Origin of the sequence: Pseudonocardia sulfidoxydans NBRC 16205 (assembly GCF_007989085.1) — a bacterium.
Classification (GTDB): Bacteria; Actinomycetota; Actinomycetes; order Mycobacteriales; family Pseudonocardiaceae; genus Pseudonocardia; species Pseudonocardia sulfidoxydans.
Genome location: NZ_BJVJ01000001.1, coordinates 245,012 through 265,726 on the forward strand (window position 1 = coordinate 245,012; position 20,715 = coordinate 265,726).

The 20,715-nt window shown below is 73.1% G+C and carries 19 protein-coding genes; 12 read left to right on the top strand and 7 right to left on the bottom strand.

Translation table 11 applies throughout. From position 1 onward, the window contains the following. The first annotated feature begins 32 nt into the window (after positions 1–32). Entirely contained in the window at positions 33–581 is a 549-nt protein-coding gene (locus PSU4_RS01095) for a DUF7676 family protein (protein ID WP_147101760.1), read from the top strand. 34 nt (positions 582–615) lie between these two features. On the opposite strand, the gene PSU4_RS01100 is transcribed toward PSU4_RS01095, so the two are convergent. Beyond that, the gene (locus PSU4_RS01100; protein WP_147101763.1) at positions 616–1,401 is read right to left on the bottom strand and encodes a maleylpyruvate isomerase family mycothiol-dependent enzyme; all 786 of its coding nucleotides are present in this window, start codon (positions 1,399–1,401) and stop codon (positions 616–618) included. Positions 1,402–1,479: 78 nt separating this feature from the next. On the opposite strand from PSU4_RS01100, the gene PSU4_RS01105 reads away from it, so the two are divergent. From PSU4_RS01105 to PSU4_RS01120, 4 genes are all read left to right on the top strand, one after another. Beyond that, entirely contained in the window at positions 1,480–1,749 is a 270-nt protein-coding gene (locus PSU4_RS01105) for a hypothetical protein (RefSeq protein WP_147101765.1), read from the top strand. 117 nt (positions 1,750–1,866) lie between these two features. Next, positions 1,867–5,100, top strand: coding sequence for a fused isobutyryl-CoA mutase/GTPase IcmF (icmF, locus tag PSU4_RS01110; protein ID WP_147101767.1), 3,234 nt, complete (start codon positions 1,867–1,869; stop codon positions 5,098–5,100). 266 nt (positions 5,101–5,366) lie between these two features. Then, positions 5,367–6,116 (top strand): helical backbone metal receptor, encoded by a 750-nt coding sequence (locus tag PSU4_RS01115; protein ID WP_186816684.1) that lies wholly within the window; start codon positions 5,367–5,369, stop codon positions 6,114–6,116. Further along, positions 6,113–7,192 carry a 3-hydroxyisobutyryl-CoA hydrolase gene (locus PSU4_RS01120; RefSeq protein WP_246114880.1) on the top strand — a complete coding sequence of 360 codons (1,080 nt, stop codon included), beginning with the start codon at positions 6,113–6,115 and terminating at the stop codon, positions 7,190–7,192. The genes PSU4_RS01115 and PSU4_RS01120 overlap by 4 nt, the downstream gene beginning before the upstream one ends. 25 nt (positions 7,193–7,217) lie before the next feature. On the opposite strand, the gene PSU4_RS01125 is transcribed toward PSU4_RS01120, so the two are convergent. From PSU4_RS01125 to PSU4_RS01135, 3 genes are read right to left on the bottom strand one after another with little or no spacing between them, the layout of a single operon-like run. After that, positions 7,218–8,405: an alanine racemase gene (locus tag PSU4_RS01125; RefSeq protein ID WP_246114881.1), complete on the bottom strand. Its 1,188-nt coding sequence runs from the start codon at positions 8,403–8,405 to the stop codon at positions 7,218–7,220. Beyond that, complete coding sequence (locus PSU4_RS01130; protein WP_147101769.1) at positions 8,402–9,655, bottom strand: MFS transporter; 1,254 nt, start codon at positions 9,653–9,655, stop codon at positions 8,402–8,404. The genes PSU4_RS01125 and PSU4_RS01130 overlap by 4 nt, the downstream gene beginning before the upstream one ends. After that, positions 9,652–10,317, bottom strand: a complete 666-nt coding sequence (locus PSU4_RS01135; protein WP_147101771.1) for a TetR/AcrR family transcriptional regulator — start codon at positions 10,315–10,317, stop codon at positions 9,652–9,654. The genes PSU4_RS01130 and PSU4_RS01135 overlap by 4 nt, the downstream gene beginning before the upstream one ends. 37 nt (positions 10,318–10,354) lie before the next feature. On the opposite strand from PSU4_RS01135, the gene PSU4_RS01140 reads away from it, so the two are divergent. The 3 genes from PSU4_RS01140 to PSU4_RS01150 are packed head-to-tail and all read left to right on the top strand — an operon-like array spanning position 10,355 to position 13,017. Then, positions 10,355–11,650 (top strand): D-arabinono-1,4-lactone oxidase, encoded by a 1,296-nt coding sequence (locus PSU4_RS01140; RefSeq protein WP_147101773.1) that lies wholly within the window; start codon positions 10,355–10,357, stop codon positions 11,648–11,650. Positions 11,651–11,669: 19 nt separating this feature from the next. Next, positions 11,670–12,119, top strand: a complete 450-nt coding sequence (locus PSU4_RS01145) for an NUDIX hydrolase (RefSeq protein ID WP_147101775.1) — start codon at positions 11,670–11,672, stop codon at positions 12,117–12,119. A 37-nt stretch (positions 12,120–12,156) separates the two neighbouring features. Further along, the gene (locus PSU4_RS01150; protein ID WP_147101777.1) at positions 12,157–13,017 is read left to right on the top strand and encodes an alpha/beta fold hydrolase; all 861 of its coding nucleotides are present in this window, start codon (positions 12,157–12,159) and stop codon (positions 13,015–13,017) included. A gap of 3 nt (positions 13,018–13,020) precedes the next feature. Here PSU4_RS01150 and PSU4_RS01155 read toward each other — a convergent pair whose 3' ends face one another. Further along, positions 13,021–13,614: a TetR/AcrR family transcriptional regulator gene (locus PSU4_RS01155; protein WP_147101779.1), complete on the bottom strand. Its 594-nt coding sequence runs from the start codon at positions 13,612–13,614 to the stop codon at positions 13,021–13,023. After that, on the bottom strand, positions 13,611–14,771 hold the full coding sequence (locus PSU4_RS01160; protein WP_147101782.1) for an aromatic ring-hydroxylating oxygenase subunit alpha: 1,161 nt from the start codon (positions 14,769–14,771) through the stop codon (positions 13,611–13,613). Before PSU4_RS01160 ends, PSU4_RS01155 begins: the two co-directional genes overlap by 4 nt. A gap of 317 nt (positions 14,772–15,088) precedes the next feature. Between PSU4_RS01160 and PSU4_RS01165 the strand changes: the two genes are divergently transcribed. The 4 genes from PSU4_RS01165 (at position 15,089) to PSU4_RS01180 (ending at position 18,831) form a co-directional block, all read left to right on the top strand. After that, on the top strand, positions 15,089–15,760 hold the full coding sequence (locus tag PSU4_RS01165; protein ID WP_147101784.1) for a hypothetical protein: 672 nt from the start codon (positions 15,089–15,091) through the stop codon (positions 15,758–15,760). Then, the gene (locus PSU4_RS01170) at positions 15,730–16,953 is read left to right on the top strand and encodes a GNAT family N-acetyltransferase (protein ID WP_147101787.1); all 1,224 of its coding nucleotides are present in this window, start codon (positions 15,730–15,732) and stop codon (positions 16,951–16,953) included. Before PSU4_RS01165 ends, PSU4_RS01170 begins: the two co-directional genes overlap by 31 nt. A gap of 70 nt (positions 16,954–17,023) precedes the next feature. After that, positions 17,024–17,464: a MarR family winged helix-turn-helix transcriptional regulator gene (locus tag PSU4_RS01175; RefSeq protein WP_147101789.1), complete on the top strand. Its 441-nt coding sequence runs from the start codon at positions 17,024–17,026 to the stop codon at positions 17,462–17,464. After that, positions 17,461–18,831, top strand: a complete 1,371-nt coding sequence (locus PSU4_RS01180) for an MFS transporter (RefSeq protein ID WP_246114882.1) — start codon at positions 17,461–17,463, stop codon at positions 18,829–18,831. Before PSU4_RS01175 ends, PSU4_RS01180 begins: the two co-directional genes overlap by 4 nt. On the opposite strand, the gene PSU4_RS01185 is transcribed toward PSU4_RS01180, so the two are convergent. After that, positions 18,828–20,714, bottom strand: coding sequence for a feruloyl-CoA synthase (locus PSU4_RS01185; protein WP_147101793.1), 1,887 nt, complete (start codon positions 20,712–20,714; stop codon positions 18,828–18,830). The two genes, PSU4_RS01180 and PSU4_RS01185, sit on opposite strands and share 4 nt — an antisense overlap. Between the last annotated feature and the right edge of the window lies 1 nt (position 20,715).

Genomic DNA, 20,715 nt, shown 5'->3' on the forward strand with positions numbered 1-20,715 from the left:
CGGGGCCACCCCCACGACTTCACGGAGGAACGATGACCGCACCCACCGTCACCGAGGAGCTGGGCGTCGGGACCCTGCACCTCTGGTCGTTGCCGACCGACGAGGCGACCCTGCTCGAGCTGGTCCGCGACGTGTTCACCGACCACTGGGAACACATCCACTTCGGCACGATCGTGCAGGGCGCCGCCTGGGAGGTCGCCGCACCCAATGCGCCACGGAAGATCAGCAGTTACGACGGCTACGTGACCGTCGACTTCGGTCGGTGGCACTTCCACCTGTGCATCGGCGAGCACACCGCGAGCGGGCCCGCGCTCGGTGCGCTGCGCCGCTGTGCCCGCGCCGAGTTCTACCGCCACGTCGCCGACGGCACCCCCACGTCGTGGGGGATCCGGCTGTTCAACGGCGGCGGTGACCAGCTGATGACCGTCATGCTGCCCAACCCGTTCCTCGACGACCGGCAGAACGTGCTCGACGAACCCGACTTCGGCCGCCTCGCCGCCTGGGACGCGCTGCGCGGACGGTATCTCGGGCTCGCCCCCGACCCCCTCGACCGCACCGGCCGCGGGTTCCGGCACGGCTGAGTCCCCGAAGACCCGGTGTCGCCGGTACCCGACCTCAGAACGGGGTCGCGTCCAGGAACGCCGTCAGGACCGACTTGTCGCCGAGGACCTCCACCCGGGGGTCCTCGGCGTCGATGCGGCGCAGGATCGCGAGCAGCAGGTCCGCGGCCGAGCCGCGGACCGCGACCGTCGACTTCTCGTGGCCGTGCTCCCAGCTGACCGAGTCGCCCGCCGGACGGACCACCCACTCCCCCGACGACCCGAGGCCGTCCGTGTCGTGGGAGTGCAGGTGCATCGTCGCGTCGCCGGCGAGCATCGGGCCGCCGACGCCGGGGCGGGCGGTGAGCAGGTCGAGCCACTCCGAGAGCCCGTCGGCGGCCAGGGCCGGGGCGATGTCGAAGCTCGCGCCGACGGCGATCGCGGCGTCGGCACGGTGGACGGTCTGCTCGTGCAGCCGCCTCCGCAGCCACCATCCGGCGGGCTTCGGACCGGTGAACGTCCAGACCGGGGTGTCGGCGCCGACGTTCTCGACGGCCTCGGCCAGCGCCGCCACGCCACCACGCATCCAGGCGCCGAACTCGTCGGCGGGCAGCGGCGCCTTGCCGTCGGCCACGGTCCGGGTGTCGACGGGCTCGGTCGCCCGGCTCGCCACGATCGCGGCGGCCCAGCGGTCCCCCCGGGCGACGTGCGTGCCCAGCTTGCGCATCGTCCACTCAGGACACGTCGGGACGGGGAGGTCGGGGTCGGAGTCCCGGACGAGGTCGGCGAACAGCACGTTCTCGTCGAACAGGACGGGGACGATCTCGGCGGGCGTCCGGCCCACGGCGTCGATGCCGGTCATGGTCGACGACGCTAGCCGCTGCACCCGGTCGGGCGCACCGTGTGCATGATCGCCCCTCCATCGGGGTAGACCCCCGACATGGCTGACAGGGGGCAGGACTGGTCGCCGCCGGGCGTGTTGCGAGCGATGCTGTGGTGGCCGCCGGTCGCCTTCGTGATCGCGATCGCGCTTCCCGACGCCGGCCTGGCACCGATCGCGGCCGCGGGCCTCGTGCTCGCCGTCATCGGACTCGGGGGCGCCGCGGTCTCGCGCAGACGCCGCTCCGCACCGGTCGAGACGCCCTCCTCCCTCGAGGCTCCCGACGCCGTCGCCGCGCCCGTCGCGATGTCGCGGCGCCGCGCTGCCTGACGGCTCCGCCCGCCACGCTCCGTGCTGTGGGAGACGTCGCGCCGCATTCAGTTGTACGTCCGATACTAGGATGTCAAACTAAATCGGTAGTTGTCGTACCTGTTGGCTGGAGGATCTGTGGCGTCGTCAGAACTGCACGTGCCTGCGAACCCCGTCCGCTTCGTGACGGCCGCGAGCCTGTTCGACGGCCACGACGCGGCGATCAACATCATGCGGCGCCTCCTGCAGAAGCAGGGCGCCGAGGTGATCCACCTGGGGCACAACAGGTCTGTCGACGAGGTCGTCGCCGCCGCCATCCAGGAGGACGTGCAGGGCGTCGCGATCAGCTCCTACCAGGGCGGGCACGTCGAGTACTTCAGCTACCTCGTCGAGCTGCTGCGTGAGCGCGGCGCCGGCCACGTCAAGGTCTACGGCGGCGGTGGCGGCGTCATCGTCGCCGAGGAGATCGAGCTGCTGCACTCCCGCGGCGTCTCCCGCATCTTCTCCCCCGACGACGGCCAGCGCCTCGGCCTGCCCGGCATGATCAACCTGATGATCCGGGAGTGCGACGTCGACCTCACGGCGACGCCCCCCGCCTCCTACGACGGCGTCTTCGCCGGCGAGCACGCCACCCTCGCCCGCGCCCTCACACTCGCCGAGGCCGGAGCGCTGCCCGCCGACGTCCTCTCACGGATCCGCGACTCGCAGCGTCCCGTGCCCGTCCTGGGCATCACCGGCACCGGCGGGTCCGGCAAGTCCAGCCTCACCGACGAGCTCGTCCGCCGCTTCCGGCTCGACCAGGAGGACAAGCTCCGCATCGCCGTCCTCGCCGTCGACCCCACCCGCCGCAAGGGTGGTGGCGCGCTGCTCGGCGACCGCATCCGGATGAACAGCCTCACCGGCGAGCAGGTGTTCTTCCGCTCGCTGGCCACCCGCGGCGTCGACGGGAACCTGCCCGAGAACCTCGGCGACGTCGTGTCCGTCCTCAAGGCCGCCGGGTTCGACCTCGTCATCGTCGAGACCCCCGGCATCGGCCAGGGCGACGCCGGCATCGTGCCCTTCGTCGACCGCTCGCTCTACGTGATGACGCCCGAGTTCGGCGCCGCGTCGCAGCTGGAGAAGATCGACATGCTCGACTTCGCCGACGTCGTCGCCATCAACAAGTTCGAGCGCCAGGGTGCGGAGGACGCGCGTCGCGACGTCGGGCGCCAGCTCGTGCGCAACCGCGAGGAGTTCGGCTCGAGCTGGGAGGACATGCCGGTCTACGGCACCAGCGCCGCCACGTTCAACGACGACGGCGTCACCGCCCTCTACCAGCACCTCACCGGGCTGCTCGCTGACGACGGGCTCACCGTCCACGACGGGCGCCTGCCCCGCGTCGAGGGCAAGACCTCGCACCTGCACGCGGCGGTCATCCCGCCCGACAAGGTGCGCTACCTCGCTGACATCGCCGAGACCGTCCGCGACTACCACGCCGAGACCGCCGCACAGGCCGGGTCGGTCCGCCGCCGCGAACACCTGCGGACCGCCCGCACGGAGCTCGACTCGGTCGATGCCGACGTCACCGCCCTCGACGACCTGCTGGCGTCCGCGGAGAAGGCCGTCTCGCAGGACTCCGCCGCGCTGCTCGACAGCTGGGACCAGACCGTCGAGGACTACTCCGGCGACGAGCTCGTCGTGACGATCCGGGACAAGGAGCTGCGCACCCAGCTGACCCGCGAGACGTTGTCGGGCAACAAGGTCCGCCGCGTCGCGCTGCCCCCGTTCACCGAGGAGGCCGAGCGGCTGCGGTTCCTGCGCAAGGAGAACCTGCCCGGCCGGTTCCCCTTCACCGCCGGGGTGTTCCCGTTCAAGCGTGAGGGCGAGGACCCGGCGCGCATGTTCGCCGGTGAGGGCGACGCGTTCCGCACCAACCGCCGTTTCAAGTACCTCTCCGAGGACTCCGACGCCAAGCGGCTGTCCACCGCGTTCGACTCGGTCACTCTCTACGGCCGCGACCCCGCGACCCGTCCCGACATCTACGGCAAGGTCGGCACCTCCGGCGTCTCCATCGCGACGCTCGAGGACATGAAGGTCCTCTACGGCGGTTTCGACCTCTGCTCGCCGACCACCTCGGTGTCGATGACGATCAACGGTCCCGCGCCCACGATCCTGGCGTTCTTCCTGAACACGGCCGTGGACCAGCAGGTCGAGCGGTTCCGTGAGGACGAGGGTCGCTCACCGGATGCCGCGGAGCTGGAGCAGTTGCAGGCGTTCGCCTACGCGAACGTCCGCGGCACGGTGCAGGCCGATATCCTCAAGGAGGACCAGGGCCAGAACACCTGCATCTTCTCCACCGAGTTCAGCCTGCGGATGATGGCCGACATCCAGGAGTGGTTCATCCGGCACAAGGTCCGGAACTTCTACTCCGTCTCCATCTCCGGCTACCACATCGCCGAGGCCGGGGCGAACCCCATCAGCCAGCTCGCCTTCACCCTCGCCAACGGGTTCACGTTCGTCGAGAGCTACCTGGCGCGCGGCATGAGCATCGACGACTTCGCCCCCAACCTGTCGTTCTTCTTCTCCAACGGCATGGACGCCGAGTACACCGTCATCGGCCGGGTCGCCCGGCGGATCTGGGCCGTCGCGATGCGCGACCGCTACGGCGCGAACGAGCGCTCCCAGAAGCTGAAGTACCACGTCCAGACCTCGGGACGGTCCCTGCACGCGCAGGAGATGAACTTCAACGACATCCGCACCACCCTGCAGGCGCTGTGCGCGCTCTACGACAACGCGAACTCCCTGCACACCAACGCCTACGACGAGGCCGTCACGACCCCCACCGAGGAGTCGGTGCGCCGCGCGATGGCGATCCAGCTGATCATCAACCGCGAGTGGGGCCTGTCGATGAACGAGAACCCGCTGCAGGGATCGTTCGTCGTCGACGAGCTCACCGACCTCGTCGAGGAGGCCGTCCTCAAGGAGTTCGACGCCATCGCCGCCCGCGGCGGGGTCCTCGGCGCCATGGAGACCGGCTACCAGCGCGGCAAGATCCAGGACGAGTCGATGCTCTACGAGCACCGCAAGCACGAGGGCACACTGCCGATCGTCGGCGTCAACACCTTCCTCAAGCCGGAGTCCGACGAGCCGCCCGCCGAGATCGAGCTCGCCCGCGGCACCGAGGCCGAGAAGCAGTCCCAGCTCGACCGCCTCGCCGACTTCCAGTCCCGCCACGCCGGCACCGCCCCCGAGGCCCTGCGGGCGCTGCAGGACGTCGCGACCGGCGAGGGCAACGTCTTCGACGAACTGATGAAGGCCGCCCGCGTCTGCACCCTGGGACAGCTCACCGAGGCCTTCTTCGAGGTCGGCGGGCAGTACCGCCGCAACATGTGAGCCGACCCACCCCTGTGAGTGGCGATAGTCGCTATAGCGACTATCGCCACTCACAAGGAGCCGGAGGCCTGCCCTCCGGGTCGGTCCGTCCGCGGGCGGGCCGGGCTGGGGCGTCCGCGGGGCGTTTACCACCGCGCGCAACCTCACTGCTGTCCGGCGGCCCGAGCACGACCGTGAGGTTGCGGCCGGTTCTCGGCGCGCACGTGGGAACGACCACTGCACAGCCTGCCGGCCCCGGTTACGGTCGCGGCGTGAGACAGACGTTCATGGTCACCGACGACGAAGGTCGCGACGTCGACGTCCCCCTGCCGGTGCAGCGGGTGGTGTCGATCGTCCCGTCGCTCACCGAGGCGCTCGCGGAGTCGGCGCCCGGCATGCTGGTCGGCGCCACCGACTGGTGCACCCACCCCGCAGGCCTCGACGTCCCGCGGCTGCGCGGCACCAAGAACCCGGATGTCGACGCGATCATCGCGCTGGAGCCCGACCTCGTGCTGGCCAACCAGGAGGAGAACCGGCTCCCCGATCTCGACGCCCTGCGCGCCGCGGGCGTGCCGGTGTACGTGACCGACATCCGGACCGTCGACGGCGCCTTCGACTCGTTGGGCCGCATGCTCGCCGCCTGCGGTCTCGACGAGCCGCCGTGGCTCGTCGACGCCCGCGCGGCGTGGGCCGCCCTCCCGGTGCCCGCGCGGCGTCGGCGGGCAGTGATCCCGATCTGGCGAAAGCCCTGGATGGCGTGCGGGAGCGACACGTTCACTGGCGCGGTGCTGGCGCGCCTCGGCGTCGACAACGTCCTGGCCGACGCCCCCTCGCGATACCCGAAGTTCTCCCTGGAAGACCTCCCGCCCCACGACCTCGTGGTACTCCCCGACGAGCCCTACCTCTTCACCTCCGACGACGGGCCCGAGTCGTTCACGGCACCGTCAGCGCTGGTCAGCGGGCGATTGCTGACGTGGTACGGGCCCAGCCTCGTCGAGGCCGCGCGGGTGCTGCCCGGCGCGCTGGACGTCACGTGACGCCGGGGGTCGTGCGCGGCAATAGTCGCGATAGCGACTATTGCCGCGCACAGGGGCCCGTGCTCGTCCGGCGCGAGGGTGCGCTGGGGCGGCTGACCCTGAACAAGCCGAAGGCGCTCAACGCCCTCGACCACGAGATGGTCCGGCTGCTCACCGACGCGCTCGACCGGTTCGCCGCGGACGACGCGGTGCAGGCCGTCGCGATCGACGGTGCCGGCGACCGCGGGCTCTGCGCCGGCGGGGACGTGCGCTACCTCGTCGCGCACACCGGTCGCGACGGCGCGGCGCTGCTCGCCGACGAGTACCGCCTCGACGCCCGCATCGCCCGCTACCCCAAGCCCTACGTCGCGCTGATGGACGGTGCCGTCATGGGCGGCGGCGTCGGGGTCTCGGCACACGGCAGCGTGCGGGTCGTGACCAAACGCAGCGTCGTCGCCATGCCGGAGGTGACGATCGGCTACGTGCCCGACGTCGGCGGCACCTGGCTGCTCGGGCACGCCCCCGGCGAGACCGGGGTGCACACCGCCCTCACCGCGGCCCGCCTCGGCCCCACCGACGCGATCGCCTGCGGGTTCGCCGACTTCCAGGTCGACGACCTCCCCGCGCTCCTCGACGCCCTGCGCGACGGCGCCCCGGCGGTGACCGCGGCGGAGGACCTCGCCGTGGACCCGGGTCCGAGCGCGCTGCACGCGGCGCGGGAGTGGATCGACCGCTGCTACTCCGCCGCCGACCTCGCCGGCATCCGCGACGCCCTCGCCGCCGACCCCCACCCCGACGCCCGCGCCGCCGCCGAGGCGATCGGCCGGGCCGCGCCCCTGGCGGCGACGATGACGCTTCGGGCCGTCCGCGACGCCCGGGGCTTCTCGGAGCTGGAGGACGCGCTGCGCGTCGAGTACGTCCTGACCCGCTGCGCGATCCGCCGGCCCGACTTCGCCGAGGGTGTCCGCGCGATGCTCGTCGACCGCGACAGGGCTCCAGCCTGGAGCCCGGCGCGCATCGAGGACGTGACGCGCGAGACGGAGCACGCGTTCCTGTCCCTGACCCGCGAGGACGACCCGCCCCTGACGTTCATGTAGCGCGGGCACCGGGCCGGGGCGGGGTTCAGCCGAAGGTCCAGGACTCGCCGCGGTAGGTCGGGGTGCTGCCGACGACCCGGCCGCCCTCCACCAGGTGCATCTCGGTGAAGCGTTCGCAGACCTCACCGGCCTTGGTGTGGCGCCACCAGACGCGGTCGCCGATGGCGGGGACGGTCCGGCCGCGGACGGGCGTCTGCACCTCCCCCGCCCCCTCCGTACCCAGCAGCGAGAGCCCCGCGGGATAGACCGGGGTGGGGACGCGGGAGGCGCCGGCGGGGCCGGAGGCGATGTACCCGCCGCCGAACGTGGTGGCGATCGCGGCGGCGGGGCGCCGCACCACCGGCAGCGCGAACATCAGCGCGGGGCGCGGTGTGAAGGCGCGGTAGCCGTCGAACAGGGTGGGGCCGTAGAGCCCGGAGCCGGCGGTGACCTCGGTGACGGTGGGGTCGGCGGAGCTGGGTTCGAGGCTGCCCGTGCCGCCGCTGTTGACGATCTCCAGCGCCCCGACGACCGCGGTGACGGCCTGCACGACGGCGGTGCGCCGGCGGGCGAGCTCGGCGACCGAGGCGCGTTTGACGAGGCGGACGGCGAGCGAGGAGTCGGGCAGGCCCGCGACCTGGGCTTCGTAGAACATGACGCCGACGACGTCGAACCCGAGCCGGCGGGCCAGGGAGGCAAGCTCGGCAGCGTGGGCGGGAGTGCGGACCGGGGACCGCCGCACACCCAGGTGCAGCGGCCCGATCCGCAGGGAGGCGTCGACGTCGATGCAGACCCGCAGCCCGCTGCGTCCGGCGGCGTCGCGGGCGATGCGGAGCTGGGCGGGGTCGTCGACCATCAGGGTCACGCGTTCGCGGGCCACGGGGTCGGCGGCGAGCTCGGCGAGGGCGCCGCGGTCGACGCTGGGGTAGCCGAGCAGGACGTCGTCGACGCCGGCGCGGGCGAGGCGGACGGCTTCCCGCACGGCGTAGGCCATGACGCCGCGGAACCCGGGCGTCGACAGGGCGATGTCGAGGACGGCGCGGCAGCGCACCGATTTCGACGCGACCCGGATCGGGGTGCCGCCGGCGCGGGCGACGAGGTCGGCGGCGTTGGCGCGCAGCGCGTCGAGGTCGAGCGCGAGCAGCGGGGCGTCGAGGTGGGCGGTGGCGGCGTCGAGCCGGGCGGCGGCGACGGCGACGGAGCCGGCGGTGGGGGTACGCAGGGAGACGGTCACGAGGCGTCCTCGGTCCGGGGGACGGCGGCCTGGGGGCCGGCGGTGGGGGCGACGGCGGTGTGGGCGACGGCGGTGTGGGGGACGAACCCACGCGCCAGCACGACGAGCGCGATCGCGAGCACGAGCGGGACGACGAAGCCCGCGCGCAGGTCGACGGTGGTGCCGACGAGCCCCACGGCGACCCCGCCGACGACGGCACCGAGGTAGTTGAAGACGTTGACGCGGGCGATGACGGCGTCGGTCGCGCCGGGGGCGAGGGCGCCGGCGGCGGAGAAGCACAGCGGGGCGACGACGGGCAGCCCCAGCCCGACGAGCGCGAACCCGGCGATGGCGACGCCCGCGTTGGAGGCCAGGACGGCGAGGACGAACCCGCCGATGCCGACGAGGGCACCGATGCGCACGGTGGCGACGGCGCCGATGCGGCGGACGAGCTGGTCGCCCGCGGCGCGGGAGGTCAGCGCCGCGCCCTGGTAGGCGGCGAACCCGAGGGCGGCGGTGCCGGCGGCGGCGCCGAGGAGGTCGTGCAGGTAGAGGGCGGACCAGTTGGAGACGGCGGCGTCGGCGACGTAGAAGCAGGCCATCGCGGACCCGAGGAGCAGGACGGGGCGCCAGGGCACGACGGCCACGGCGGGTCCGGTCGTTCCCGTGACCGGCGCGGGCAGCTCGCGACCGGGCAGGATGCCGCGCCGGGCGAAGGCGGCGAGGAGGGCGGCCACGGCGGCCGCGATCAGGAGCCCGACCGGCAGGGACAGCCCGATCCGTGCGCTCAGCGCGACCCACAGTGCGCCGACGATCCCGGCGCCGGACCACCACGCGTGGAAGGAGGTGAGGATGCTGCGCCCGTAGCCGCGCTGGACGGCGACGGCCTGCATGTTGCTGCCGGCGTCGACGGCTCCGAGGCCGAGCCCGTAGCAGCCGAAGCCGACGAAGAGCACGGCGACGTCGGGGGCGAGCGCGATGGCGAGGGTGGCGGCGACGATCGTCACGAGGCCCGCGGTGAGTGCGACGGCGCTGCCGCGTCGGCGGGCCAGCGCCTCGGCGACGACGCTGCCGACGCCGGCGAGCAGCGACACCCCGAGCACGACGAGGGTGACGGTGCCGTCGTCGATGCCGTGCCGTTGTTCGAACTGGGGCAGGTGGGTGAGCAGGACGGCGAAGAGGAACCCCTGCGCGGCGAACGCGGCGGCGGTGGCGCGGCGGGCCGTGCGCAGCCGTGGGGTGACGATGCCGGGGCTGGTCGAGATGGTCACGACACCTCGGCCCGGGCGTCGGCGACGGGTGCGGCGTCGCGGGCCAGGGTCTCGGCGAACCCGTCGAGGCGGGCCAGCGCGCCCTCCTGGTCACCGTCGACGAGCCAGCGCAGGCAGACGCCGTCGATGACCGCGAGGGTCATGCCGGCGAGGTCCTCGACGGGCCGGGTCCACCCGTGGCCGGTGGCGTCCGCGGCCTGGGTCAGGAACTGTTCGACGGCCATCTGCCCGATCTTGTACTGGTCGACGGCGACGGCGTGCATCCCGTCGGTGCGCAGCGAGTGGGTGGTGATCTCGTACGTGACGAGCTGGCGGCGGCGGCTCGAGGAGGACGCCGCCCACATGCCGCGCACCCCGGCCTGCAGTGCCTCGAGCAGGGTGTCCCCCACCTGGGCGAGCGCGTCGATCCCGGCACGTTCGAGCTGCTCGACGGCGCGCGCGGCGACCGCGGAGACGAGGTCGTCCTTGTCGCGGAAACAGTAGTGGACGAGTCCGAGGGAGACGTCCGCGGCCTCGGCGACCCGGCGGACGGTCATGGCCGGGATGCCCTCGTCCTCCGCGACCCGCAGGGCGGCGTCGACGAGCTGCTCGCGGCGTTCCAGCTTGTCCATCCGACGTGACGCCATCCCGGCATCGTCGTCGGCGCCGAGGGTGCGGGTCAAGGTTGAACTGGACGCGCGTCCAGTCCATTCTCTGCGGATGCCCACCACGTGGACGAACTGGGCCGGCACCGCGACCGCCACGCCCTCCGACACCGCCGGACCCGCGACCGTCGAGGAGCTGCAGCGGATCGTGGCGCGGGCGTCGGCGGCAGGGCTGCGGGTGAAGGCCCTCGGGTCGGGTCACTCGTTCACCCCGATCGCGGTGACCGACGGGCTCGCGCTGCGGCTGGAGCGTCTGCGCGGCATCGTCTCCGCCGATCCGGCGACGGGCCTCGCCACGGTCCTCGCCGGCACCACCCTCCACGAGCTCGGCCCCGCGCTGTGGGAGCGGGGCCTGGCGATGCCCAACCTCGGCGACATCGACGTCCAGACCGTCGCCGGGGCCCTCGCCACCGGCACCCACGGAACCGGGGCGACGCTCGGCGGGCTCGGCACGCAGGTGGCCGGGATGCAGCTCGTCCTCGCCGACGGCACCCTGCTCGACTGCCCCGTCGACGACCTCCCGGCGGCGGCGGTCGGTCTCGGCGCGCTCGGGATCGTCGCGACGGTGACGCTGCGCTGCGTGCCGGCGTTCCTGTTGCACGCGCACGAGACCCCTGCCGCGTTCGACGAGGTGCTGAGCGAGCCGGGGACGTTCGACGCGTTCACGAAGGCCCACGACCACGCGGAGCTGTACTGGTTCCCGCACACCCGCCGGCTGCTGACGAAGCGGAACGACCGTACGGCCGAGGAGCAGAGGCCGCTGCCGCGGTGGCGGCGCATCCTCGACGACGAGCTGCTGTCCAACACCGTGTTCGGATGGTCGAACCGGGCGTGCGCTGCGCGCCCGTCGCTGATCCCGCGGGTCAACGCGATCGCCACCCGGGCACTGAGCGCACGCACGTTCGTCGACCGGTCCTACCGGGTGTTCGCGACGCCGCGGCGGGTCCGCTTCCGCGAGACCGAGTACGCGCTGCCCCGCGAGGCGGTCCCGCAGGCGATCGCCGGGATCGAGGACTGGTTGCGGCGCAGCGGCGAACGTGTCGCGTTCCCGGTCGAGGTGCGCGTCGCCGCGGCCGACGACGTGTGGCTCTCCACCGCGTACGGCCGCGACAGCGGCTACGTCGCCGTCCACCAGTACGTCGGTGTGGACCACACGCGGTACTTCGACGCGGCCGAGTCGATCCTGCGGGGCCTGGGCGGGCGTCCGCACTGGGGCAAGATGCACTCGCTCGCCGCCGACGACCTCGCCGCCCTCTACCCGCGGTTCGACGACTTCCGCGCCGTCCGCGACCGCCTCGACCCGCACCGGACGTTCACCAACCCGTACCTGCGGCGGGTCCTCGGGGACTGAGCTGGGAGCATCGGCGTCCATGCGGCGCAGTGCGGGGATCCTGTTGCACCGGGCGGGCCCGGAGGTCCTGTTGGGACACATGGGCGGCCCGTTCTGGGCACGCAAGGACGCGCACGCGTGGTCGATCCCCAAGGGCGAGCACGGCGACGACGAGGAACCGCGTGCGGCGGCGGTGCGCGAGTTCGCCGAGGAGCTCGGCTCGCCGGTACCCGAGGGTGAGCTCGTCGACCTCGGCACCGTCCGCGGGTCGGGCAAGCTGATCGCCGCGTTCGCGCTGGCCGGGGACCTCGACGCGGACGCGATCGTCAGCAACATGTTCGAGGTGGAGTGGCCGCCGAGGTCGGGGCGGATGCAGGAGTTCCCCGAGATCGACCGGGCCGCGTGGTTCACCCTCGACGAGGCGCGGGAGAAGATCGTCAAGGGGCAGGCCGTGTTCCTCGACCGGTTGAAGGAACATGTCTCGTCGTGAGACGCCACCCGCCCCGGGAGGGCAATAGGGTGCGACGATGGCGCGCTCCGCACTCATGGTCGGCACCTCCGACGGCACCCGGCTCGTCGGCCAGCGATGGACCACCGACGGCGACGCGAAAGCCGCGATCGTCCTCGCCCACGGGATGGGCGAGCACTCGCTGCGCTACGACGCCCTCGGCAAGGACCTGTCCGCCGCGGGCTACGACCTGCTGGCCGTCGACCATCGTGGACACGGCCGCACCGCCGGCATCGCCGGGACCGCGCTGGGCGACTTCGGAGACGCCGGCTGGGACGGGGTCGTCGCCGACTACGCGCTGACCGTCCGCAGCACCGTCGGCGAGCGCCCCGACCTGCCGGTCATCGCGCTCGGCCACTCCATGGGCTCGTGGGTCGTGCAGCAGTTCCTGCTCGACCACGCCGCCGACGTCACCGGTGCCGTGCTGTCGGGTTCCGGCGCGCTCGACCTGCTCGCCGCGGCCGTCGACCCGTCCGCCGACGTCGATCTCAGCGCCTTCAACGCCCCCTTCGCCCCCGCCCGGACCGACTACGACTGGCTCTCCCGCGACGAGGCCGAGGTCGACGCCTACGTCGCGGAACCGTTGTGCGGCTTCGGTCTCGACGCCACGAGCGCCGCCGGGATGTGGGCGGCCGCCGACCGGATGACGAAGCCGTCGGTACCCGGCGGTTTCCCGCTGCTGGTCCTCGCCGGCACCGCCGACCCGGTCAACGCCGGGCTCACGGCGCTGGAGCCGCTGGTCGACCGCTACCGCACCGCGGGCGCCGACGTCACCACGCGCTACTACACCGACGCCCGGCACGAGGTGTTCAACGAGACCAACCGCGACGAGGTCGTCGCCGACCTCGTGTCCTGGCTGGACGGTGTCGCGGCCCGCTGACGCTCAGGCCGCGCCCACCAGCCGCATCGCGAGATCGCCGTAGCGGTAGGCGATCTCGTCGACCGAGAACTCCTCGCCGTCGCGGAACCACACCGAGACGCCGACGCCCATGTCGAGGATCGAGTACGTCGTCAGCCGCACCGAACCGACGCGGAACCGGCCCTCGGCGACGCCGCGCTCCACGAGCACCCGGAACCCCCGCTCGTAGTCGCGGCGCCGGGCGGCCATCGCGGCCCGGGCCCCCTCCGACAGGTGCCGCAGCTCCCGGGTACCGACGAACGCCTCCAGCCGGTGCCGGGCATGGAACCGGACGTGCGCCTCGACGGCGCGGCGCAGCTGGTCGCCGACGTCGTCGGTGGAACCCACGGCGACCCGGTGGTCGCGCAGGACCGTCTCGATCGAGGTCTCCATGATCTCGACCAGAAGGTCCTGTTTGGACGCGACATGCTTGTACAGGCTGGGCCCGCGGACGTTCACCGCGCGACCGATGTCGTCCATCGTCGTCGCGAGATACCCCTTGTCCGCGAACAGCTCCAGGGCGGCGGCGACGATGTCGGCCCGCCGGACCCGAGTGCGCGCCAGACCCGCGGTGCTCACGGGTCGATCCCGTTGCGGCGCAGCTCCGCGTGCACGCCCTCGTGGAAGTGCTGCAACGCGATCTCGTTGCGGCCGAACGCGAGCTCGGGCACCGCGCCGGTGCGCAGGTTGCGCTGCACGCGCTCCATCGTCGCGAAGTCCTCCTCGAGGATCGTGTCGAGCAGGATGCGCCAGTTGCGCTCCCAGTGCCGGCGTGCGCTGTCGGTCGTCGCCGGCTCGGGGGTGAGCATGAGCCCCTCCGCGGTGCACGTGCCGTCGCCCGTGCCGGGATAGAAGCGCCACATCTCGATGTGGTCCATCTGCCAGGTCAGGATCGTGTTGGGGAAGACGAGGTGCACGAGCGAGCTGTGCGGGTAGACCGTGCGCTCCTGCGCGGGCCCGGCCGCCATCTCCATGAAGCTGTTGCGCACGGCCGAGTACCGGTGGTGCAGCCCGTACCCGGTGTAGGCGCCCACGTTGCCGACGAAGAACGGCCCGACCGTCTTCTTGTGCAGGTAGGCGAGGTGGAACACCTCGAGGAAGGTGTCGACGCCGCACTTCCAGTCGAACGGCTGCGACATGACGACGCGGTCCCACAGCGTGAACGACGCCAGGTCGAGGTCGGCGATCTCCGACTCGAACTCGTCCCCCAGGTGCGAGGTGAGGTCGAGTGCGCCGCCGGGTTTCGGCAGCGTCCACACGATGCCGTGGCGCTCCTCGGTGGGCAGCTCCACGAGGCCGTGGGCGTCGCGGTCGAGGCCCTCGAAACCATCCCGGTCGACGGTCGATCGCAACCGCCCGGCCCGGTCGTAGGACCAGGCGTGGTACTCGCAGCTGAACGTCCGCCGGGTGCCCGCCGGCTCGGCGCACACGACGTTCCCGCGGTGCCGGCAGACGTTGACCAGGCAACGGGCGACGCCGTCGTCCCCGCGGACGGTGAGCACCGGGAGATCGCCGATCTGCGACGTCGTGAACGCGCCCGGGCCGGGCACCTCGGCGCTCGTGGCGACGGGCAGCGGGTACTCGCGGAACAGCAGCTCCCGCTCGGCGGCGTGCCGCGCGGGGTCGGTGTAGGACGCCGCGGGCTCGTACCGGACCTCCGGCGCCATCGCGGTGGTGCGCCGCTCCACCAGGTCGGTCAGCTCGGCGATCAACTGCTGCTCGGCAGTGGCGTCCACGTCGACACCGTCCTTCCCCTCGACCGCCCCAGGCTAACAACAGCTAGCCGCAACGACCAGGCATTCCACGAACCGACGTCACAGCCGCTACCGGTTCCTAGTCTCCTGACCGCCGAACACACCAACACCCGCCGAGTCCGACACCGGACTGGTTCGATCACGACCCGGACCAGTACCACGTCGAGCTCGCGGGCGGTCGAGCTTCTAGCGGATCGCACCCGCTTCGTACAGGGGTCTGTTCAACATTTACTCTTTCGGAACGTTTCCCCGATCGTGCGGCCGGCGCAGCGGGGACCGTCCGACAGGAGGCCGACCGCATGCGCGACCGTCCGGAGGGGGCGACCTCGCTCCTGACGGTCGCCGCCATCGCGGCGGCGGGCTGGCTCGCGAGCCAGGCGTTGACGCTCGTGGCGTACGCGGGCTGTACCGACGACGCGGTCGCCGACGGCCTGCTGGCCGGTACGGCCCGCTGGCTCCCGGCGGCCCTCGCGCTCACGGCGTCGGTTGCGCTCGTCGCCGTCGCCACGGCCGCGGTCACCGGTCGGCCCACGACCGCGACCGAGCGCCGCGAGCCGCGGTGCGGGGCGGGTTGGGCCGCGCTGGGGTCGCTGGCGTTCCTCCTGGTCGAGTACGTCGAGTACGTGACGGTGTGGCACGCGGCTCCGCCGGCCGTGCTGCTCGCGCTCGGTGTCGTCGTGCACGCGGGCGTCGCTGCGGCGCTGTCCCGGTCGGCGCGGACGTGGGTCCGGCGGGCGCGGGGCGTCGCCGCCCCGGCGGGCGCCCCGGTCCCGGCCGGGCCGGCGGGAACCGGGGTGCGCACGGGGGTCGTGGTCGCAGCGCCGGGGTGGTCGCCGTGGGTGGTGCCGCACCGTCGTGGGCCGCCCGAGGTCAGTCCTCAGGCCTTCCCCCGACGTCGCCGGGCACCCAGCGGTGCCCGTCCCACCACCGAGGATCCCGCGTGTCCGAAGTACACACCCATCCTGTCGTGACCCCCGAGCTCGCCGCCGAGTGGGACGACCTCGTCGACCGTGTCGGGGCAACGCCCTTCCACCGGCCGGGCTGGTTCGCCGCCTGGTGGGACGCGTTCGGCGAGGGCAGGCGTCGCATCGTGACCGTGCGCCGCGGCGCCGAGCTGGTTGCCGTGATGCCGCTGGTGGAGCGCCACGGTGTCGTGCGCAGCGCGACGAACTGGCACAGCTTCGTGTCCGGTCCCGTCGCCGTCGACGACCTGGCCCGCACCGCCCTGCTCGACCACGTCCTCTCGCACGGCCGCCGGCTCGACCTCAGCCACCTCACGACGCTGGTGAGCGACTCGACGGCGGACACGCTCGCCCGGCGACGCGCCCACGTGCGCCGTGAGGTCGTGCAGCGCTCCCCCTACGTGCCGGGCGACGTGACGTTCGAGTCCTATGTGGAGCGGCGGGAGGCGCGCCGGGTCCGGCAGCTGCAGCGCAACCGGCGCAAGCTGGAGAAGCTCGGCCCGGTCCGGCACGTCGCCGACGGGGGCACGGCAGGCGTCGAGAGGGCCGTGGCGCGGTTCCTGGAGATCGAGGCGAGCGGCTGGAAGGGCGAGTCCGGGACGGCGATCCTGTCCGACGACCGGACCCGCGCCTTCTACGGCGGACTCACGGCGTGGGCGGGCGCGGCCGGGATTCTGCGGGTGTCGTTCCTGGAGGTCGACGGCCACGCGATCGCGGGTGAGCTGTGTCTCGAGGACGACTACGCGACCTACCCGCTCAAGGCCAGCTACGAGCCCGACCACCGGCAGTACTCGCCCGGGCTGATCCTGCTGTTCGAGCAGATCCGGACGTCGGTCGAGAGCGGGCGCAGCTACGAGTTCATGGGCTCGGCCGAGCCGTACAAGATGCGGTGGGCCGACGACGTGCGCGACATCCACCGCCTGGACGTGTATCCCGCGACGTTCGCCGGCCGGGCGACGCTGCTGGCCGACGCGGGTGTGCGCACCGCCCGGCGTGGCGCGGGTCGCGGCAGGAGGCTGGCGCTCGGGGCACGCGACCGGGCCCGCACGCTCCTCGCGCGCCGTCTCCCGGCCGGCAGCGACCCGGTCACGGAGCTGCCTGCGCAGCGGACCGGCGCCGAGGCGGGGGCGGTCGCGCCCGCGGCGGGCACCCGTTCCGGGTCGTCGGACGCCCGGCCCAGGAGCGCGACGACGCCGTCGTAGCCGGGCCGCCGCGACACAACTGCACAGGCAGAACTGGACAGTCTGAACTGAAGAAATTACGGTGGGCGGCATGCCCGCAGCGCTGTCCGAGTCCGCCGCCCACGCCGCACGCGACGTCCGCGTGCTCGTCGGACGGCTGCGCCGACGCCTGCGCCAGACCTACGACAACGCCGACCTCACCCCGTCGCAGACCTCCGCGCTGAGCCGCATCGGACGCGCCGGTCCGCTGTCGGCGAGCGACCTGGCCGCCGCCGAACGCGTCCGCCCGCAGTCGATCGCGGCGACGCTCGCCGTGCTGGAGGAGCGCGGCCTCACCGAGCGCCGGCCCGACCCCGGCGACGGTCGTCGGCGGCTGCTCACCCTCACCCCCGCCGGCGCCGCGCTGCTCGACGACGGCCGCCGCGCCGGCGAGGAATGGCTGGCCAGAGCCCTGCAGGAGCAGCTCACCGAGGCCGAGCGGCGCACCGTCGTCGAGGCCATGGCGTTGCTCGACCGGGTCGTCGCACCGTGAGCCGCACCCGCGTCACCGACGCGTTCGACCGCCGGCTGATCGCGCCGATGATGCTCGGCGCGACGCTCAACCCGGTCAACACGTCGATGATCGCGGTGTCGCTCGTGCCGATCGGGCTGGCGTTCGGGGCGCCACCGTCGGAGACCGCGTGGCTCGTGTCGGGCCTGTACCTGGCGACCGCCGTCGGGCAGCCCGTCGTCGGCAGGCTGATCGACGTCCACGGCCCGCGCCGCCTCTACCTCGTGGGCACCGCGCTGGCCGGGCTGGCCGGCGTCCTCGGCGCGCTCGCACCGTCGCTGTGGGTGCTCGTGATCGCCCGCGTCCTGCTCGGCTTCGGCACATGCGCCGGCTACCCGGCCGCGATGTACCTGATCCGCAGCGAGGGCACGCGCACCGGACAGGACAGCCCGGCGAGCGTCCTCGCCCTGCTGGCGATGGCCAGCCAGACCGTCGCCGTCGTGGGGCCGACGATCGCCGGGGTGCTCGTCGGGCTCGGCGGCTGGCGCGCGGTGTTCGCCGTCAACGTGCCGCTGGCCGTCGCCTGCCTGGTGCTCGGCGCGCTGCGGCTCCCCCGCCACACCGCGCCCGGCGACGGCGCGGCGCGTCCCCGCATCGACCTGCTCGGCATCGCGCTGTTCACCGTCACGCTGACGACGCTGCTGCTGTTCCTCATGTCGCCCTCGGCGGGCCACTGGTACCTGGTGCTCGTCGCCGTCGCAGCGGCCGCGGTGTTCGCGGTACGCGAGCTGCGCACCACGAACCCGTTCGTCGACCTGCGGGTGCTGGGCGGCAACCCCGCCCTGGTCGCGACGTACGTCCGCGCGCTGCTGACGTTCACGATCGGCTACGCCTTCATCTACGGCTTCACCCAGTGGCTCCAGGAGACGCGCGGACTCACCCCGACGCAGGCCGGGCTCGTCATGCTCCCGATGTTCCTGACGACGGTCGTCGTCACCGCGCTGACCGGTCGCCACGGCGCGGTGCGCGCCAAGCTGGTCGTCGGCGCCGTCGCCCAGGTCGTGCTGGTCGCGCTGTTCCTGGTGCTCGGGGCCGGGAGCGGGATCTGGCTGCTCGTGCTGGTCGCCGTCGTCGGCGGGGTCGGGATGGGGCTGGGCGGTCTCGGCAACCAGAACGCCGTCTACCACCAGTCCGAACCGGAGCGGACCGCGTCGTCGGCCGGGCTGCTGCGGACGTTCTCCTACCTCGGCGCGATCGTCGCCGCCGCCGCGACCGGCGGGTTCTTCGCCCACGGCGCCGACACCCCGGGCCTACACCGGCTGGCTGTGTTCCTGCTGGTCGTCGGCGGGATCTGCCTGGTCGTGACGCTGCCCGACCGGTCGCTCGCGCGGGTCGGCGCCGCCGGTTAGGGAGCGGCGGCGACCGATGCCGACTCGATGACTCTCGGGTCAACGTGGGGTGCGTAGAGCAGTTCGACGAGGTCGCTGCGGCGGTCGAGGACGGCGCGCTGGTTGATGTAGCCCTTGTCGGTGATCTCCCCGGCATCGAGGTCGGGTGGTTCGTCGCAGAGCAGCAGGCGCGCCACCCGGCCCGCCGAGCCGGCCGCGGCACCGACCTCCGCCAGCGCCGACGCGAGGTGCCGCCGCAGGTCGGGGTGGTCGAGCGGGACGTCGGCACCCGGCGCCAGCCCGCACACGGTGCGGGCCTCGTCGACGTTGAGCCACGCGAGCGCGGTGACCTCGTCGCGGTCGTGGCCGGCGAGGACCGCGTCGGTGAGCACCCGGGCCGCCGAGAGCAGCGTGCCGCGGACCGTCGCGACGTGGACCCACGTCCCGGTCGTGAGCTTGAAGTCCTCCGCGATCCGGCCGTCGAACATCAGGCCCTGGTCGGGGTCGTCCGCATCGACGAGGACGACCGCGTCGCCGGTGCGGTAGAAGCCCTCGTCGTCGAACGCGGCGGCGGTCGCGTCGGGCCGGTCGTGGTAGCCCGGGGTGATCGACGGGCCGGCGATCCGGATCTCCTTCTTGCCGTCGACGGGGACGAGTTTGAGCCGTACCCCCGGCAGCGGGACCCCGATGCAGCCGCAGCGGGAGCCGGACCAGTGTGCCGACGTCGCCGCGGGCGCGGTCTCGGTGGTGCCCCACGACGCGGTGAGCGGGATCGGGTGGTCGGCGTGCTCGTCGACGAGGGCTTCGAGCCGGTCCCACAGGGCCTGCGGGAGTGCGGCGGCAGCGTAGAACAGCAGCCGCAGCCGGGAGAAGAAGTGCCGGGCGAACCCGGGGTCGGCCTCCAGCCGTGGCACGAGCAGCGTGTATCCGGCGGGCACGTTGACGTAGATGGTGGGGGCGATCTCGGCGAGGGCCGCGAGGGTGCGGTCGAACAGGGCGGGCGTGGGCCGTCCGGCGTCGATGTGCAGGGTGCCGCCGTTGCTGAGGACCAGGCCGACGTTGTGGCTGCCGCCGAACGTGTGGCTCCACGGCAGCCAGTCGACGAGCACGGGCGGCTCGGTCTGCAGGAACGGCCAAACCTGGCGCATCATCTGCTGGTTGCTGGTGAGCATCCGGTGCGTCGTCAGCACGCCCTTGGGCGATCCGGTCGACCCCGACGTGAAGATGATCTTCGCGACGGTGTCCGGCGTGACGGCCTCGTAGGCGCGCGCCGCGGCTTCCCCCGGTCGCGTGGCGGCGAGCTCGTCGAACGTCACGACCGGCGCGCCGCCCCGAGGCGTCGCTGCGCCGCGGGTGAGAACGGTCGGTGCGCTCACGCCGGCGGCGCGAACGGCGTCGACGACCGCATCGATCGCCCCGGCGAACGCCGTGACGTCGTCGACGAACACCGCCGCGGGCCGGACGAGCGCGGCAATGGTGCGGAGCTGGCGGTGGTCGGCCGAGGACAACGAGTACGCGATGCTCGCCGGCACCACGGGGACCCCGGCCAGGTAGCAGGCGAGGGTGAGCTGCAGGTGTTCCGGGGAGTTCCCGGCCAGCACCAGCAGCGGCCGGTCCGGCGCCGCTCCGAGATCGAGCAGCGCCTGCGCCAGACCTTGCGCCGCAGTGCGGGCCCGACCGTAGGTGACGTCGCGACGCCCCTGCGGGGTGGGTTCGGTGATCAGCAGCCGGTCCGGCGCCGCGTCAGCCCACCGATGCAGCTCCTGGCCGACGTGGTCGCTGTGCGGGCCGAGACCGTCGGTGGAGCGCAGCAGGACCGAGCCGTCGGGCCGGGTCTTCGCGACGATCCGGGGCCGGGCGAACGTGGCCGGGGACGTCGCGGCGGTGTCGTCGTGTGCGGTCATG